We start from the raw sequence: 15,415 nt of genomic DNA on the forward strand, positions 1-15,415 counted from the left end.
AGGCAAAATTAAAAATGAGTCCGGTTCAATACCGAACTCATTTTACTCAAGCTGCCTAATGAAATAACCGTGTCTAACTTTTAGGGGTCACTTCACAATTGTGGAAGGTTTTTATTATGCGCTTTGACAGCAATTGAGATGGACAAACAACTAAATGCCTAATGATTGTCGAAGTTTCTGATAGTTAAATAGAGTAAAAAGCTGTTATTAATGCAATATGTTCCAACGAATAGTTCATCTACAATATATTAGCAATTGTTACGTAAAAAGATTGAAAAAAGGACAACAGGTATAGAACTACACTAATTCCTGTTGTCAACAGGCTGTAAAGAGCAATGAAGCAATTATACAATCGAGATAGTTAGTTTAAACTCTGAGCATTGTTATTTTCTTTTATACAATCTTCTTTCTTTATGTTTGCAATAAATACACCTATTAAAGTAATCAAGCCGCCTGTTAGGGCCGAAAAATGTGGAACCTCACCAAGCCAGATCCACGCAATAAGAAATGCAAAAACAGAAGTTAAATAAAGTGTACTTGTTGCTTCAGCTGCTCCTGTTCGTGATGTAACATAGGCTAGCATAAAATAGGGAATGATTGTTGGAAAAATGCCGAGATACAAAGTGACGAATGTTGCATTTAACGGCGCGTCCATAATGGCTTCACTCAAGCCAGATGAGAATAGCAACATAAAGATAGTACCTGACCAAATTGCGTACATCGTGAATGGAAGAGCCCCGTATTTTTCTACATAACGACGTTGAAAAACAAAGTATATACTTTCTGAAAGGGATGCTATTAAAACTAGGATGATCCCCGTATTAAAAACAAAGTTTCCGGTTGAACCTCCTACAGAAATAAATGCTACACCACAAAAACCAACAAGTGAACCAAGCCATCCCGATAACCCAAGCTTCTCTCGATAAAAGAATACAGCTAACAAGGCGGTGAATATTGGGGTTGTTGAAACAAGTAAACTTGCAACGCCAGCACTAATCGTTTGCTCCCCATAATTAAGCGCTACTTGATATACAGTGAATCCTAAAAAGCCAAGTAATAAAATAATTGGGATATCTTTTTGTGCAGGTAAAGGCGTTTTTGTAATAACTGCGATGATGATTAATACGAATGAGCCGACTAATAATCGTAATAGTGATATATGTTCGGGTGAATAAGCCGTCAATGCGACTCGGATTCCTGGGAAAGCTGATGCCCATAAAAGGATCATTAAGAAATGAGCAGATATAATTTTTAAATTGAATGTTTTAAACATAATTACACCTCGTTCTACTTTTATCATCCAACCGGTTAAATTGATGATTTTAATGTTAATAGGACTTTGGTAAAATTTCTTCAACCGGTTAAAATAAAAATAACCAACCAGTTCATTAAAGGGAGTACATATGAAAAAGCCAAAATACCAATTAATTATTGATTTTATTAAAGAGAAAATTGCGAAAGGGGAGTGGGCGATCGGCAGTCCTATACCAAGTCAACGTAATCTGGCCAAACAGTTTGAGGTTAATCGGAGTACAGTCATAACAGCCTTAGAGGAACTAATGGCAGAAGGACTCATTGAAGGAAAAGCAGGAAAGGAAACTGTCGTCACCAATAATACTTGGACTTTGATGGGGGCAAAATCCTCGACGAACTGGAGTGGAAATATCACTTTAGGAACGCATAAACCAAGCGTTTCTATGGTGCAGGAAATTAACGAAGCGGAATCGAATGCGAATCTTATTCAGTTGAGTAAAGGGGAGTTATCACCAGAGATGTTCCCTTTAGAAGAGATGAAAGCCGTTGTTCAAAAAGTTTCGAATCAATTGACCACTTTTGGCTATGAAGAGCCGAAAGGAAATATAAAATTACGCCAAGCCATTAGTGATTATTTAAAAGTAAGAGGAATTGAAGCTTCACCGTCGTCCATTCTTGTCGTTTCTGGTGCGCTCCAAGCTTTACATCTAATTTCAATTGGTCTCCTAAAAAGAGGTTCATCGGTATTGTTAGAAATGCCGTCCTACCTTTACTCATTGACTGTTTTTGAGTCTGCTGGGATGGCGTTGCAAGGATTAACGATGGACAGTGAGGGGATTATTATAGATTCTATTTATCCGACTAATGAAAAAGGCAAGAATATTTTATATACAATCCCAACCTTCCACAACCCAACAGGCGCATTAATGCAAGAAGAGAGGCGACAGGAATTAATGGCCTACTGTGAAAGAGAGCAACTGCCAGTTATAGAAGATGATGTGTACCGTGATTTATGGATTGACAATCCACCACCTAAACCACTAAAAGCGATGGACCATTACGGGAATGTATTGTATGTTGGAAGTTTATCCAAAACCCTTAGTCCAGGATTACGAATTGGGTGGGTAGTAGGTTCGGAGTCAGTCATTAATCGATTAGCAGATTTAAAAATGCAATCCGATTATGGATCAAGTACTCTTTCTCAGCTCGTAGCAGCAGAGTGGCTATCAAGTAATCTATATGAGGATCATCTTGATAAAGTAAGAGAACAACTTAACATTCGTAGAAAAGTTGCTTTAAATGCACTAGATAAATATTTGAGTCCTTACGCTACGTGGGACATCCCAAAAGGTGGATTGTTCATATGGGTTAAAATAAATCCAGAATATAAAGTAAAAAGGCTGTTTGAGAAAGCGTTATCCAACAATATTCTTCTGAATCCTGGTAGTATTTATGCCGAAAAATCAGGATTATTTATACGAATCTCCTACGGGTATGCTCCACTCAAAACAATTAGAGAAGGCATTTTAAAATTAAGTGAAATTATTAAACATCAATAGATTGTAATGGAGGGGTAAAATGAAATTACGAAACAAATTACCGCAAAGTGACCCGAATTTACATGTAGAACTAATTAATAATGGCTGGATTCCACTGAAAGAACCTAAAAATTTAATAAGTGCTATTTTGTTATCGACCCCTTTAATGATTGTCGCCTCAATGATTTCTATTGGGGTAATAAATATTTTCTCCAGTATTTTTTTGAGCGATTTTGGATTTTCATCTGGTGTAATCACTATAACAATTAACTTTAGTATTATTTTGTGGCTAGCCTTACTAATGATCATTCATGAATTACTTCATTTGATGTTCATTCCTAATTTTATGAAATCAGAAAAAATATCTGTAGGGTTTACTCTGTTCGGGGCTTTTGTTATTACGGAAGAAGAGATTTCAAAATCAAGATATATCTTCATTACGGTTGCTCCTTTTATAATACTGTCAATAATTTTGCCACTAATTTTAAGTGTAGTTGGACTCTTGACAACGACATTAAAGTTCTTGGTCATACTAAACGCAATGGGATCGTCAGTTGATTTACTAAATCTTCTTCTTATAATGAAACAGGTACCGAAAAACGCAACATTAACATGTAATGGACCAAATACTTATTGGAAAAAAGCTAAGTCTGGGTAAGTCACCTTAATAGGAATAATACCGTTATAGAAAACATAAGAAAGAGGAGGAGGCAATGATAATACGTTTTTTAAAATTTCTGTTCTTTTGACATACAGCTGACACACTTCATCGATATAGTGTAGATACAGCTTGGTTAAATCTAAGCTTAGGGGCAAACACCCCGTTACACTAATTCAAGGAGTGAATAAGAATGAAAATAAGAAGTAAGATTTCGATTTATGCTATGACAGGAGCTTTATCAATAGGGATAATTGGCGGTACAACTGTTCCAACTCTTGCAGCTACAAATCAAAAGGAAACAGTAAATGTAGATAAATACAAAAATTTGGATGCTGAAACACAACAAAAAGTTGATGAAATTTTAAACAACCTAAAGACTGAACTAGCTAATTTAGGGGTGTCATTATCTTCAAAATATAATGGAAAAGGCGATAAATTCGCTAATTTAGACGACGAAACAAGAACACAAGTACAAGAGATTATGAAACAGCTTAAAGAAGGTGCCTTAACTCAAGAGGAAGCGAATACAAAACTGAAAGATCTTGGAGTAACCCTTCCAACCCATATTGGAAAAGGCGAACAATTCGCCAATTTAGATGATGAAACAAAAACACAGGCACAAGAAATTATGAAGCAAGTTAAAGAAGGTGCCTTAACTCAGGAAGAAGCGGATACAAAACTGAAAGACCTAGGAGTAACCCTTCCAACCCATATTGGAAAAGGCGAACAATTCGCCAATTTAGATGATGAAACAAAAACAAAGATACAAGAAATTATGAAGCAAGTTAAAGGGGGTTCTTTAACTCAAGAGGAAGCGAATAAAAAACTAAAAGACCTAGGAGTAACCCTTCCAACCCATAAAGAAAAAGGCGGAAGATTCGCGAATTTGGATGATGAAACTAAAAAAGAAGCAACAAAATTAATTGAGAATGCAAAAAAACAAATGGAAGAACTAGGGGTTGATTTCCCTACAGAAAAGTATAATCAATTAATTGATTAACAATTTTCACGAGCAATAAAAAGGTCCTAAAACCCCTGTTTTACTAGGATTTTAGGACTCCTTTTTATTTAGGCTAGATCTTTCATATATTTCGTAACATTCCCTAAACAACAACTACCTTGAGGATTGTTTATCTCGCAGCCACAACGGTTTTCTTTAATATTTGCACGAATATGATCTAATGGATTTGGCGTCAATTCATTTTCTACATAGTGTTTAATTTTGTCTTTAGTCCAATCAAAACAATAACAAACAGGTGTACTTAATGAGTCATCCTTTTGATGCACAGTTATCTTTATATCAGGAAGAGTGTACTCCTTATTACTCGTATCAAAATAAACGACATGACAATCTACCGTAGAACAAAAATAGTGATTTTCCATAGCATTTATTGTTCCTAATACAGATGGTTTAAGCAATGATTTTATTGTTATTAGTTGTATATTTTTAGCTTTATTTTTACAAGACGGACAAATAATAGTGTTATTAATATTATTTTTTTTAGGGCTACTACAACAATTTCCCATCTTTGATTCACCTCGTACGATTTATTTTCTGCTACTAAAGTTTTAATAGCAAGATGTTGGTTAAAACTCTTAATATACCTTAAAGTATAAACCATATAAGAAGGTATAGGGGTAAAGGAATTGCTTCTTTATCAACAAGACAGTGAACACGAGATTATTGAAAAAATAGAAGAAATTTGAAATAATTAGTTAAAAATTGATTTTATCAGGAGAGTGAAAAATGCGAAACTTTATAAGCGGTAGTTTGTTTATAATTTTTACTTTGTTGTTAACGGGGTGCGTGGGTGTAGAAAAAGAAAACGAAAAATCAATATCAAATACGAAATTAACCATTGAGCCATATAAGATGAGTGAAAAAGAAGAATTACTCATTAGTAAAACAGGTGTAGAGCAAATTGCATTTTTTAAGTTGGAAGGCAATTTGAAGGAAGATGATGATTTACAATTTACCGTAGAGGTGTATGAAAACGGTAAACTTAAAGAAGAGTCGCTAAGTACTTCGAATGAACCACAAACAAAGTTTGAAGATTGCATCGTTTCTTTTGGAATAAATAACATTAATGACAAGGACCATTCTTTACAACTGATAAGTGGTATACCTTCTGGGTTTGCTACAACTAATTATTCTAATAACATGACATCTTCATCTTTCAGTAAGCTAGTAAGTGAAAAAGTTACTTTAGAGAAAAATAAACCTATTTATTTAGCGGCGTGGGTAGGTACTACAAAAGATAAATTGAGGTTTGTTGGAAGCGAAAATGGTGAATTACCCGCGGGTATTGAAGAAGCTGAGTTTGCACTTTTATACAGAATTTTATGGACCAATAATGTAAAGAAATAACTTCTGTTTTTATATCTTCTTAAAAAGACAAATACTATAATATTAAAAGGAACCAAGTTATTCTACAAAATGTGTAGAATCAACTTAGTCTTAATGTAATAGTCTATATGAAAATAACATTCTTATAAAAGAAAATACTAAAAGGTGATAAATTATATGTTATTAGGATTTGAATGGTTCCCTAAAAGATGGGGGAAAAGAAAAGTTTCGGAACGTTTTCTTCAAGCAAAATTTACTGAAGAAGGTAAAGGGATTACGATTATTACATATGCTGTAGATTTATATGTACTATCTATTCCTTTACAAGTGAAAAAATATAATTCATTGTAATTTATGAGTGTCAACATATTTTGTTGACATTTTTTTATTTGAAAGGCATGTATTCAAATTGGTTGTGTTTGACTTAAAATGTGAAAATAAATAACATCCTAAAATAACAATCAACCCTCCAATCCCTTGAGTCCAAGAAATGCTTTCTCCTAAAAATAAAAACGCTAAAAGTGCCGTGAAAATCGGATTGAAATTAAGGAAAACACCGGATGTTGTAGCCCCTAATTTTTGAATACCAATACTCCAAAGTACCATACAAACAACCGTGGAGATAAGCCCAGTATATAAAAGAGAAAGAATAAATGAATGATTAACATTGGAAATGGTAAAATCCTTAAGGTTAAACGGTAATAGTACAAGAAGTCCGAATATTCCTGAATACAAAGTAGACATTAGTGGCGAAGTAGTCTTCATTGCCCATTTACTACAAACGGAATAAATTCCCCATACACATACAGCTGCAATCATCCATAAATCACCCAAATTAAAATGAAAAGACAATAAAAAATCGATATTCCCCTTTGAAAGTACGAGATGCACACCAAACAACGAAACTAGCATTGAAAGTGCTTGAAGTTTATTCATTTTTTCATTTAGAAAAATAAATGAAAAAAACGCAATAGAAATTGTATTTAATGTTGAAATGAGACCAACATTTGTCGACGTAGTTCTTTCTAATGCTAAAAATTGAAAGATATTGAACAATACCACACCTGAAATGCCCATTAAAAATAAAGGGAGAAGGGCAGCTCGAGAGGGAAGAAGTTTTTTCTCTTTCCACCATACCATTGGAAGAAGGGCTGCAATGGCAATGAGCCACCTTAAGCTCGTCAATGTTAAGGGGGAGGCATGTTCCACAAGAGATTTGCCCACTACAAAATTGCCGCCCCAAAGCAAACTGGTTAAAAGCATTAATAAAACATAGATATTCATCAAATCACTATCTCTCCTTTGATTGTTTTACGTACAATCAACTTACATATTTAATAAAAGAATCATAACACTTTTACTGTTTTAACAGTATAATATTTTGTAAGAATGCTAAAAATCAAAACAATAAAAAGAAAAATGAAATTTTGCAGAATAAAATTAAAAATAGATGTCGAATATGGTTAAAATTTCGAATAAAAAAAGGAGAGAAAAAAGTATGAGAGATGTGGAAAGAAAATTATTAGATCGTGTTGATACTCAAATACTAGATATTTTGCAGAAAGAGGTTCAGATAAGTAATGCAGAGATAGCGAGACGGGTGAATTTGTCTCCGCCGGCAACCCACACAAGGATAAAACGTTTAGAAAGTGAAGGATTTATTGACAAACAAGTTGCCATTTTAAATCCTGAGAAACTTGGATTCGATTTACTGTGCTATGTTTTCATGAGTACTAATATTCACCAAGCTAAGGAATTAGAAGATTTGGAAAATACCTTGAAAACAATGACCGAAATATTAGAATGTCATTGTTTAACAGGAGAGTATGATTATCTTTTAAAGGTCATTGTTAGAGACCGAAAAGAATTAGATAGCTTTATTAGAAAATTAAATAGAATGGGCATATCCCGTATTCAAACTAACTTATCATTAAGAGAAATTAAATATTCTACAGTCTTACCGATATCAGAAGATAAACAGTAGAAGTTCTTCAGAACAATATGTATATTTAGCTTCGTCCCAAAAATGATTTAGGTCAAAACTCAATTTTAGGAGGCATTATGAAAACATTCATATATATGGTGCGACATGGAGATTCACCAAAAGACGGGAATGAGAGAACGAGAGAATTGACTGAAAAAGGTAGGTTAGACGCTCGACGAATAACTGATATTTTACAAAAAGAAGGCATTGATACTGTTATTTCAAGCCCGTATAGTCGTTCAATCCAAACTGTTCAGGAAGTAGCTAATCAAATAGAAAAAGAGGTTATTATATTTGAAGATCTAAAAGAGCAACTATTTATTGCAGGAGATAAGCGAATCTCTGACGAGGAATTATTCCCTTTTTTACAAAAGTCATTTTCTGACCCAACCTATGCTTTAGAGGGAGGCGAGTCTAATGCTGACTGTCAGAAACGTGCTATTAAAATTTTAGAAGAAATAGTAAACGTATATCCAGGTCAGAAAGTAGTAATTGGCACACATGGGGCTGTAATGACGTTAATGATGGGGTTTTATGATAGTAGATATGATTTGAACTTTTTATTACAGACAACAAAGCCAGACATATACAGAATGGAATTCAATGGGCAAGAATTGGTCGATGTAAAAAGGTTATGGGAGATATAGGGAGAGGTTGTTGAAGTAATTCACCTTATAAAGTTAGGAAATCAGTAAGTATAGCTTTGGTAGTAGAGATAATGTTTATTACTCTAAAAGAGAAGAATGATTAAAATAACTGAAGACTAAACAATGTTAGTAGGGGTGAAAATTAAATGGATGACAAACTAAATCAGAAGTTTGAAATAAAAAATTATATGAACAAACAAATAAATAAAAATAAATATATTTTAGGTGTTGCAGCAGGTTCTGGAATGACAGCTAAATATGCAGAACAAGGTGGCGCTGATTTTATTCTTGCGCTAAATTCAGGGCGGTTTAGATTAATGGGGGTAAGCTCATTAGCAGGTTTTTTACCGTATGCCAATAGTAATGATGTTGTAATGGATTTTGCATGCAAAGAGATTATTCCTACGATTAAAAAAATTCCAGTTTGTTTTGGTTTATGTGCAACAGATCCAACAATTGAATTAGATAGCTATATCGATTTGATTCAGAAGAAAGGATTTGCAGGTATTAATAATTATCCAAGTATTGGTCTGATAGATGGGCTTTTTAGGGAAGCTTTAGAAGAACAAGGAATTACATATGAAAAAGAGATAGAAGCAATTCGCATCGCTAGTGAAAAAGGTTTGTTTACAGTAGCTTTTGTATTTAACGAGGAGCAAGCTATAAGTATGGTAGAAGCGGGGGCAGATATTATTTGTGTTCACTTAGGTTTAACGAATGGGGGATCACTAGGCGCTAAAAAGATTTTATCTTTACATGCTGCCAAAAGGATGGCTGTAACTATTATTAATAGATGTAATGAACTGAATCCAAACATTATTAACATGATTTATGGAGGTCCGGTTAATAAGCCAATAGATGTTCAGTATATGTACGATGATACTACTATTATGGGGTACATCGGAGGTTCCGTTTTTGAAAGGATTCCAAATGAACAAGCACTTATACATATTACGAAATCATTTAAGCAGACGAACGATTTTAAGTTGGATGAATTAATCAGTAAAATTACTGATGGTTTAGGAAGCCAAGAGGATTATATTAATTTTACAAAGAAGTATATCAGCTTACATTATATGGACGAAATTTCGTTGAATGAAGTGGCCGAAATATTAAGTTTGTCTCGCTCTTATTTAAGTACATTATTTAAAAAAGAGATGGGTATTTCATTTACTGAATATCTTATTAATTTTCGGCTTAATCGCGCTATCGAAATACTGAAATTTGAAAAAATACCGCTAAATAATATTGCTGAAATGGTAGGTTATCCGGATTACACTCAATTTAGTAAAATATTCAAAAAATATAAAGGTGTGTCACCTAAAAACTATTTAACTTCTTTCAGTAGGTGTTTGGACACCCGCTGAAATAGAGGAACTCAGTCTAAGAACGCCACGTCCTATGGCATTACTGAAATGATCGACATCGTGTTGGCCCTCGTGCAGGCCTAAGCACAAAGCCGATTCCAGACGCGATTATGCCAAAGCATAATTGATAATATAACAAAGAGACAATTTTATAGAACAAAAGCACATTAACTCTCCTAAAAGAAAACGTTATTATGGAATGGAGTAATAAATGTAATCGCTTTCTTATATGATTATTTTGACGATTTAAAGATCTAGAAGGGAGAGAGATGATATGAAAACAATTGCTTTGGCTGGAACATTTGATTCAAAAGGAAAAGAATATTTGTATGTAAAAGAGTTGATTGAATCTTTAGGTTTCGATACTTTTACGATTCATACTGGTGTTTTTAATCCAGCATTTGAGCCTGACGTATCAAATGTTGAAGTAGCAGCTGCAGCTGCAGAAGATATACAGGACATTGCGACAAAGAGAGATCGAGCAAATGCAACCGCAGTTCTTGCGAAGGGGATGGAAGTGCTTTTGCCGGAACTGTATGAAGAAGGTAAATTCGACGGTGTACTTTCCTTTGGAGGTACTGGAGGGTCATCTATCGTAACAACTGGTATGAGAGCACTACCAATAGGTGTTCCAAAAGTGATGGTTTCTACAGTTGCTTCTGGTAATACGGAGCCGTATGTAGGTACTAGTGACATCATTATGATTCCATCCGTAGTAGACGTTGCTGGTTTAAATATAATTTCGACAAAAATATTTACGAATGCAGTATTTGTGATTGCAGGTATGCTGAATTTTGACAATAAAACGATCGTGAAAAAAAAGCCACTGATTGCTGCAACTATGTTTGGACTAACAACACTTTGTATTAATCAGGCTAAAGATTTTTTGGAAGCTAAAGGATATGAAGTATTAATATTTCATGCAACAGGTGTTGGTGGTCGTACAATGGAGAATTTAATAGCTAATGGATTTATAGATGGTGTCCTTGACATAACGACCACTGAATGGGCTGATGAGTTAATTGGCGGTATATTAAAAGCTGGACCGAATCGTTTAGAAGCAGCTTCACGAAAACAAATTCCTCAAGTTGTATCGGTGGGTGCAATAGATATGGTTAACTTCGGTCCATTCGACTCTGTCCCTGATAAATTTAAAGGTCGAAAATTTTATAAGCATAATCCAACAGTTACTTTGATGCGCACATCCGTTGAAGAGAACAAACAAATAGGTGAAGTAATTGCAGAAAAATTAGCTTTAGCAAAAGGATACACAGCATTATTTTTACCGCTAGGAGGGCTATCTGGTCTAGATGTTGAAGGGCAACCTTTTTATGGTTTAGAAGAAGATAGAATGTTATTTGATACATTAAGAGAAAATGTTGACCAAAGTAAAGTGGAAATGATTGAAATCAATGCGGATATTAATAGTGAAGAGTTTGCACTAGCTGCAGCGAAAAAATTGATTGAATTAATAGAAAATAAAGAGAGGGATAGCAATAATGTCAAAGAGACAAGAACTATTGAATCGTTTTAAAGAAGAAATTAAAAAAGGTAATATTCTGTTAGGTGTTGGAGCTGGTACAGGAATTACAGCTAAAAGTAGTGAAGCCGGTGGAGCTGACATGTTAATTGTCTATAATTCTGGCCGTTATAGAATGGCTGGTCGTGGTTCCCTAGCTGGGTTATTATCTTATGGTGATGCCAATCAAATTGTTATGGAAATGGGTAATGAAGTATTACCAGTTGTAAAAGATACTCCAGTACTAGCTGGTGTTAATGGAACAGATCCTTTTAAAGTGATGGAAGTTTTCTTAAAGCAGCTGAAAGAACAAGGGTTTAGTGGGGTTCAAAACTTTCCTACAGTCGGGTTAATTGACGGTGTATTTCGTCAAAATCTAGAGGAAACTGGGATGGGCTATGATTTAGAAGTAGATATGATTAGAAAGGCTAATGAATTAGACTTACTAACGACACCTTATGTCTTCGATGAAGAGCAAGCAAAGAAAATGGCTGAAGCGGGTGCAGATATTTTAGTGGCCCATATGGGATTAACAACAAAAGGAACGATTGGTGCACAAACTGCATTAACTCTAGATGACTGTGTCGATCGAATTCAAAAAATTATTAATGCTGGTAAGTCTATAAATCCTGATATATTAGCAATTTGTCATGGAGGTCCAATTGCAGAACCAGAAGATGCTGCTTATGTTATTGAAAGAGTAGATGGGATTGTTGGATTCTTTGGTGCTTCTAGTATTGAGAGATTTGCTGCAGAAAAAGGAATAAAGGAACAAACTGAAGCTTTCAAAGGTTTATAATTGAAAGTATTTTCATATCAGAAGAAGATACAAAGTACCGGTTATGACATTGAAGCAAAGTTTGATTTAAATAATCTAAATAAATAAGACGAATCCAATTTGAAAAAAGATTGTTCAAATTGGATTCGTTTTTTGATCGCTTTTTATTTTAAATTTATTATTTTTTGGTATCTTTGTTGCGCTTTTTCTTAGCATAGTCTGCTTCAATGCGGATAGTTTTTAACTGTTTTGTCACGATTAATAATTATTGTTAGTGTATTTAATAGAATCGTGCTGATTAGTAAGATGGTTACAGCAAATACTGAACTACTAGTTGTATCCATAAGAGCAGACCAATCCTCAATCTTAACAAGATGGTTATTATATAATAATTGGAAACTTATCGATATAGCACAAGCACTGAAACTTAAAGTGCAAAAGATTAATCTATAATTGTGGACTTTCTTATTAGTACTCAAAATACTACAAATTGGTAACAGTATTGCTATTACACCAAGTACTAGGCTTCCCAGATTAAGAAAACCGAACATAGAACATCTCCCCCTTATTATTAAAGGACGAAAGTAATTGGTAATTGTTTCTTGTTAATAATTCATGAATCATAAAGTTTGTTAGATACACTTTTAAATATTCGATTTATTTTTGAACAATATGAATAATGATTTTTAGAAAGAGGGTCTGCAAAAGTCAGCATTCTAGATGTGACTCTTGCAGCAATGATTAATGTACGATTTTAATGTAATCCATCTTTTAGTACAAAGTCTACAACAGATTTTTGTTGAGAAAGCTTGTAATAAGCATCAAAAATTTCTATAAGTGCTTTGGCTAAATTTTCATTTTTTACATCATGTTTCTCTAGTATTTGATTAATTAGAAATTCCATTGGTTCTAACATTAATCCCACCTACCTTTCTAATAGTAGGTTAACATTTAGGTATAAACATTTTCTGAACAAAATAGAAAATGCCGCACCGTCGTCACACGCTACAGCTCAGACATTAAGCAAAGGGATAATTGATCAGTTTGCAATTAATACATTATTTCATACACCATATACATATTGAGAAGAAAATATTATCGAGTGAACCAACAGGTTTTTTGAATATACTATTTGAAACTAAAACATTTAGGGAGATGGTGTTGTGAGCGGAATAGATAAACGAAACAGATTAAGCGAAGAACCATTTGCTTATCAAATAACGAAAAAAGGGACGGTAGTAATAGCATACGAAGGTAAACAAATAAAAATTGTAAAGGATAGGGAGGCTGAGCGTCATATCGCAAGAATCAAAGAAGTTGAAGACAATCTAACAGCAGTACAGTTATTGTTAGCTAAAATTACAGGTAATTTTAAACGTGGTAACGAGAAAATTGGAAAAAATAAAAGAAAGTAACCTAAGACTTCTTAGTTTCACAATTCCGCTTACCAGTTTCTACACCTACTTCATAAATAAAGAGAATCATAATAAAGAAAAGAACAATTTAAAAGATAGCTAAAAGAGTTTTAACAATCTTTAGCGTCATCCTGATACCTCCTATTAGTCGGATTGATAGAATTTAAAATGATCATATAGTCAGGCAGTCTTGCTGAACAATCCTTTAAATAGGCTGTTTTCTCAAAGATTGTTGCTATTAAAACAAAGAGACAGATCTAATCTACAAGATGTGTAGAATGAACTCTGTTTTTTGAAATTTTTCAAAATAAAGGGTTCTTATAAATGCGTGTAGAATATTCACAGTAATACTAAGGATAGGTGGGATGATATGGAGAATCAGGTTTGTATTATAAGTATTTACGTGCCCAATTTAAACAAAGCAATTGACTTTTATACTAATACTTTAGGTTTTGAATTAAATAAGCAGTATGGACCTAATATTGCATCACTTGTACACGGAGAGTTACCAATTATTTTAGAGGCAAACGATAATACAACCTTTAAGCAAGATAATAAAATTACAGGAGTTGTATTAGGATTGAGAACTGAAGATATTTATGAAACGGTTAAATTCTTAAAAGATAAAGATGTGGAATTTATTGTAGATGAACCAACTAATTGTCCTCCAGGAAAATATATTAGTTTCAGAGACCCCTTCGGAAATATTTTAGAGTATCTCCAATTTGAAAATATGTAACAAGCATTTGACGAACTCGCTAGAGTTTACTCTGAAGATGTAAGTGATTATGAATGGGATTTTATAAATACAGGTGTATTTCGTTCAACGGAAACGTTAGAATATACGGCATAAGGTGGAATAAAAGCGAAGGTAAGACCTAAAGAAGGAGCAAATCTCCGCACAGATTATGTATATTTAAGAGTAAAAAATGACTCTAATGAAAGAAGGTTATTTTAGTGGCAATAGAAGGTTTATTTGGTTTAATCATTGAACCACTCTTATGGTCATTAGTTGTTTTTTTTAGCTTGCAAACAATTATTGTTACCTTCAATAATGCTGATACAAAAGCAAAGAAATATGCCATCGTCACTAGTGTCTTAGTATTTTTATTAGTTATATCCGATGATATTATGAGAATGATTGATATTATGAGAATGTAGTAGACAAACCCAAAGAAATTTTTATTTAGATTTTCACTAATTAATTCTTCTAAGATTAAGAAACCTTGATTATCGAGGTTTGCCCTAATAACGGTGCAGATTCCCATATCCCATCGAATATGGTGTTCCCTACAAGTGGATTATGGAAATTAGAAATATATTTTAATGATAAATTATTTGGGGAACTAGTTATAAACGTTAAAGAGAGTTAAATTATCTTCAACTAAGGTGCTTTAGTTTAATTTTTCGATTCTTCAAGACAATCTTTGAGAAAACAGCCTATAATATGATGGAAAATAATTTTACTAATCCAAAATGCAATGATAACCCAAATAATAATAAAAAGAATACCAACAAACCAATTCTTTGGTTTTCCAGATTGTTTTAACTTTTCTGCAGCTGCTTTATGATCATCAATCACATGTCGTGGAATTAATTTTAAAGCGAAGATAATTTCAAATGGTACAATTATCAAATCATCAAGAACCCTAGAATAGGAATAAAATCTGGAATTAAATCTATTGGGCAAAAGCATAAGCAACTATAAGCATAGCCACAAGGTTTGCATATCATGGGGTTCTTGGATCTTTATAAGACAAGTAAAGTACAAATGAATTTTGTTTTAATTTTTTAGCAAAGGCTTTAAACTTTGATAGTAAATTTCTTCTTATTGAAAAATCTTCTCCCATTGCTAGAAAGTATATATCATAAAAATACATCGGGAAGAGAAATACTTACTGTAGA

19 protein-coding genes are annotated in these 15,415 nt (G+C 33.4%); 13 read left to right on the forward strand and 6 right to left on the reverse strand.

All coding sequences use genetic code 11. The annotated features are described in order from the left end of the window. Positions 1-361 precede the first annotated feature (361 nt). Positions 362-1,273 carry a DMT family transporter gene (locus tag B1B04_RS20400; RefSeq protein WP_079563210.1) on the reverse strand — a complete coding sequence of 304 codons (912 nt, stop codon included), beginning with the start codon at positions 1,271-1,273 and terminating at the stop codon, positions 362-364. 130 nt (positions 1,274-1,403) lie between these two features. Here B1B04_RS20400 and B1B04_RS20405 point away from each other — a divergent pair, with 130 nt between their 5' ends. The 3 genes from B1B04_RS20405 (at position 1,404) to B1B04_RS20415 (ending at position 4,453) form a co-directional block, all read left to right on the forward strand. Continuing rightward, the gene (locus B1B04_RS20405; protein WP_079563211.1) at positions 1,404-2,813 is read left to right on the forward strand and encodes an aminotransferase-like domain-containing protein; all 1,410 of its coding nucleotides are present in this window, start codon (positions 1,404-1,406) and stop codon (positions 2,811-2,813) included. Between the two features lie 19 nt (positions 2,814-2,832). Then, positions 2,833-3,450, forward strand: a complete 618-nt coding sequence (locus B1B04_RS20410; RefSeq protein ID WP_079563212.1) for a DUF3267 domain-containing protein — start codon at positions 2,833-2,835, stop codon at positions 3,448-3,450. Between the two features lie 193 nt (positions 3,451-3,643). Beyond that, positions 3,644-4,453 (forward strand): hypothetical protein, encoded by an 810-nt coding sequence (locus B1B04_RS20415; RefSeq protein ID WP_079563213.1) that lies wholly within the window; start codon positions 3,644-3,646, stop codon positions 4,451-4,453. A gap of 68 nt (positions 4,454-4,521) precedes the next feature. On the opposite strand, the gene B1B04_RS20420 is transcribed toward B1B04_RS20415, so the two are convergent. Beyond that, positions 4,522-4,980 (reverse strand): putative iron-sulfur cluster-binding metallochaperone, encoded by a 459-nt coding sequence (locus B1B04_RS20420; RefSeq protein ID WP_079563214.1) that lies wholly within the window; start codon positions 4,978-4,980, stop codon positions 4,522-4,524. 220 nt (positions 4,981-5,200) lie between these two features. Between B1B04_RS20420 and B1B04_RS20425 the strand changes: the two genes are divergently transcribed. Both B1B04_RS20425 and B1B04_RS25790 read left to right on the forward strand, forming a co-directional pair. Next, positions 5,201-5,821, forward strand: a complete 621-nt coding sequence (locus B1B04_RS20425) for a hypothetical protein (RefSeq protein WP_079563215.1) — start codon at positions 5,201-5,203, stop codon at positions 5,819-5,821. A 156-nt stretch (positions 5,822-5,977) separates the two neighbouring features. Further along, positions 5,978-6,151: a hypothetical protein gene (locus tag B1B04_RS25790; RefSeq protein WP_170939041.1), complete on the forward strand. Its 174-nt coding sequence runs from the start codon at positions 5,978-5,980 to the stop codon at positions 6,149-6,151. Here the strand turns inward: B1B04_RS25790 and B1B04_RS20430 are convergent. Next, positions 6,143-7,084, reverse strand: a complete 942-nt coding sequence (locus tag B1B04_RS20430; protein ID WP_079563273.1) for a DMT family transporter — start codon at positions 7,082-7,084, stop codon at positions 6,143-6,145. The genes B1B04_RS25790 and B1B04_RS20430 overlap by 9 nt on opposite strands. A 214-nt stretch (positions 7,085-7,298) precedes the next feature. On the opposite strand from B1B04_RS20430, the gene B1B04_RS20435 reads away from it, so the two are divergent. The 5 genes from B1B04_RS20435 (at position 7,299) to B1B04_RS20455 (ending at position 12,116) form a co-directional block, all read left to right on the forward strand. Further along, positions 7,299-7,784: an Lrp/AsnC family transcriptional regulator gene (locus B1B04_RS20435; RefSeq protein ID WP_079563216.1), complete on the forward strand. Its 486-nt coding sequence runs from the start codon at positions 7,299-7,301 to the stop codon at positions 7,782-7,784. A 77-nt stretch (positions 7,785-7,861) separates the two neighbouring features. Next, complete coding sequence (locus B1B04_RS20440) at positions 7,862-8,431, forward strand: histidine phosphatase family protein (RefSeq protein ID WP_079563217.1); 570 nt, start codon at positions 7,862-7,864, stop codon at positions 8,429-8,431. A gap of 146 nt (positions 8,432-8,577) precedes the next feature. Further along, positions 8,578-9,798 carry a phosphoenolpyruvate hydrolase family protein gene (locus tag B1B04_RS20445; RefSeq protein ID WP_079563218.1) on the forward strand — a complete coding sequence of 407 codons (1,221 nt, stop codon included), beginning with the start codon at positions 8,578-8,580 and terminating at the stop codon, positions 9,796-9,798. Positions 9,799-10,072: 274 nt separating this feature from the next. Then, positions 10,073-11,332, forward strand: a complete 1,260-nt coding sequence (locus B1B04_RS20450) for a Tm-1-like ATP-binding domain-containing protein (RefSeq protein ID WP_079563219.1) — start codon at positions 10,073-10,075, stop codon at positions 11,330-11,332. Then, positions 11,298-12,116 carry a phosphoenolpyruvate hydrolase family protein gene (locus B1B04_RS20455; protein ID WP_079563220.1) on the forward strand — a complete coding sequence of 273 codons (819 nt, stop codon included), beginning with the start codon at positions 11,298-11,300 and terminating at the stop codon, positions 12,114-12,116. Before B1B04_RS20450 ends, B1B04_RS20455 begins: the two co-directional genes overlap by 35 nt. Before the next feature lie 733 nt (positions 12,117-12,849). Here B1B04_RS20455 and B1B04_RS25795 read toward each other — a convergent pair. Further along, the gene (locus B1B04_RS25795) at positions 12,850-13,011 is read right to left on the reverse strand and encodes a hypothetical protein (RefSeq protein WP_170939042.1); all 162 of its coding nucleotides are present in this window, start codon (positions 13,009-13,011) and stop codon (positions 12,850-12,852) included. 247 nt (positions 13,012-13,258) lie between these two features. Between B1B04_RS25795 and B1B04_RS20465 the strand changes: the two genes are divergently transcribed. The 3 genes from B1B04_RS20465 (at position 13,259) to B1B04_RS20475 (ending at position 14,671) form a co-directional block, all read left to right on the forward strand. Next, a complete protein-coding gene (locus B1B04_RS20465; protein ID WP_079563222.1) occupies positions 13,259-13,510 on the forward strand; it encodes a hypothetical protein in 252 nt (83 codons plus the stop codon). Positions 13,511-13,880: 370 nt separating this feature from the next. Then, a complete protein-coding gene (locus B1B04_RS20470; protein ID WP_079563223.1) occupies positions 13,881-14,249 on the forward strand; it encodes a VOC family protein in 369 nt (122 codons plus the stop codon). Positions 14,250-14,467: 218 nt separating this feature from the next. Further along, positions 14,468-14,671: a hypothetical protein gene (locus B1B04_RS20475; protein WP_079563224.1), complete on the forward strand. Its 204-nt coding sequence runs from the start codon at positions 14,468-14,470 to the stop codon at positions 14,669-14,671. 238 nt (positions 14,672-14,909) lie between these two features. On the opposite strand, the gene B1B04_RS26585 is transcribed toward B1B04_RS20475, so the two are convergent. Both B1B04_RS26585 and B1B04_RS26755 read right to left on the reverse strand, forming a co-directional pair. Next, on the reverse strand, positions 14,910-15,146 hold the full coding sequence (locus tag B1B04_RS26585) for a hypothetical protein (protein WP_346427005.1): 237 nt from the start codon (positions 15,144-15,146) through the stop codon (positions 14,910-14,912). Beyond that, positions 15,143-15,244, reverse strand: coding sequence for a DUF1232 domain-containing protein (locus B1B04_RS26755; protein WP_368483758.1), 102 nt, complete (start codon positions 15,242-15,244; stop codon positions 15,143-15,145). The genes B1B04_RS26585 and B1B04_RS26755 overlap by 4 nt, the downstream gene beginning before the upstream one ends. Positions 15,245-15,415: the final 171 nt, after the last annotated feature.

Source organism: Lysinibacillus sp. KCTC 33748, assembly GCF_002237755.1.
GTDB lineage: Bacteria > Bacillota > Bacilli > Bacillales_A > Planococcaceae > Lysinibacillus.

Excerpts from the sequence above, each read along its gene's own strand:
- B1B04_RS20425 (WP_079563215.1), top strand. The coding sequence starts at position 5,201 with ATGCGAAACTTTATAAGCGGTAGTTTGTTTATAATTTTTACTTTGTTG.
- B1B04_RS20415 (WP_079563213.1), top strand. The coding sequence starts at position 3,644 with ATGAAAATAAGAAGTAAGATTTCGATTTATGCTATGACAGGAGCTTTA.
- B1B04_RS20430 (WP_079563273.1), bottom strand. The coding sequence starts at position 7,084 with ATGAATATCTATGTTTTATTAATGCTTTTAACCAGTTTGCTTTGGGGC.
- B1B04_RS20400 (WP_079563210.1), bottom strand. The coding sequence starts at position 1,273 with ATGTTTAAAACATTCAATTTAAAAATTATATCTGCTCATTTCTTAATG.
- B1B04_RS20450 (WP_079563219.1), top strand. The coding sequence starts at position 10,073 with ATGAAAACAATTGCTTTGGCTGGAACATTTGATTCAAAAGGAAAAGAA.
- B1B04_RS20410 (WP_079563212.1), top strand. The coding sequence starts at position 2,833 with ATGAAATTACGAAACAAATTACCGCAAAGTGACCCGAATTTACATGTA.
- B1B04_RS20435 (WP_079563216.1), top strand. The coding sequence starts at position 7,299 with ATGAGAGATGTGGAAAGAAAATTATTAGATCGTGTTGATACTCAAATA.
- B1B04_RS20420 (WP_079563214.1), bottom strand. The coding sequence starts at position 4,980 with ATGGGAAATTGTTGTAGTAGCCCTAAAAAAAATAATATTAATAACACT.
- B1B04_RS20455 (WP_079563220.1), top strand. The coding sequence starts at position 11,298 with ATGTCAAAGAGACAAGAACTATTGAATCGTTTTAAAGAAGAAATTAAA.
- B1B04_RS20440 (WP_079563217.1), top strand. The coding sequence starts at position 7,862 with ATGAAAACATTCATATATATGGTGCGACATGGAGATTCACCAAAAGAC.
- B1B04_RS25790 (WP_170939041.1), top strand. The coding sequence starts at position 5,978 with ATGTTATTAGGATTTGAATGGTTCCCTAAAAGATGGGGGAAAAGAAAA.
- B1B04_RS26755 (WP_368483758.1), bottom strand. The coding sequence starts at position 15,244 with ATGATATGCAAACCTTGTGGCTATGCTTATAGTTGCTTATGCTTTTGC.
- B1B04_RS20405 (WP_079563211.1), top strand. The coding sequence starts at position 1,404 with ATGAAAAAGCCAAAATACCAATTAATTATTGATTTTATTAAAGAGAAA.
- B1B04_RS25795 (WP_170939042.1), bottom strand. The coding sequence starts at position 13,011 with ATGTTAGAACCAATGGAATTTCTAATTAATCAAATACTAGAGAAACAT.
- B1B04_RS20445 (WP_079563218.1), top strand. The coding sequence starts at position 8,578 with ATGGATGACAAACTAAATCAGAAGTTTGAAATAAAAAATTATATGAAC.
- B1B04_RS20470 (WP_079563223.1), top strand. The coding sequence starts at position 13,881 with ATGGAGAATCAGGTTTGTATTATAAGTATTTACGTGCCCAATTTAAAC.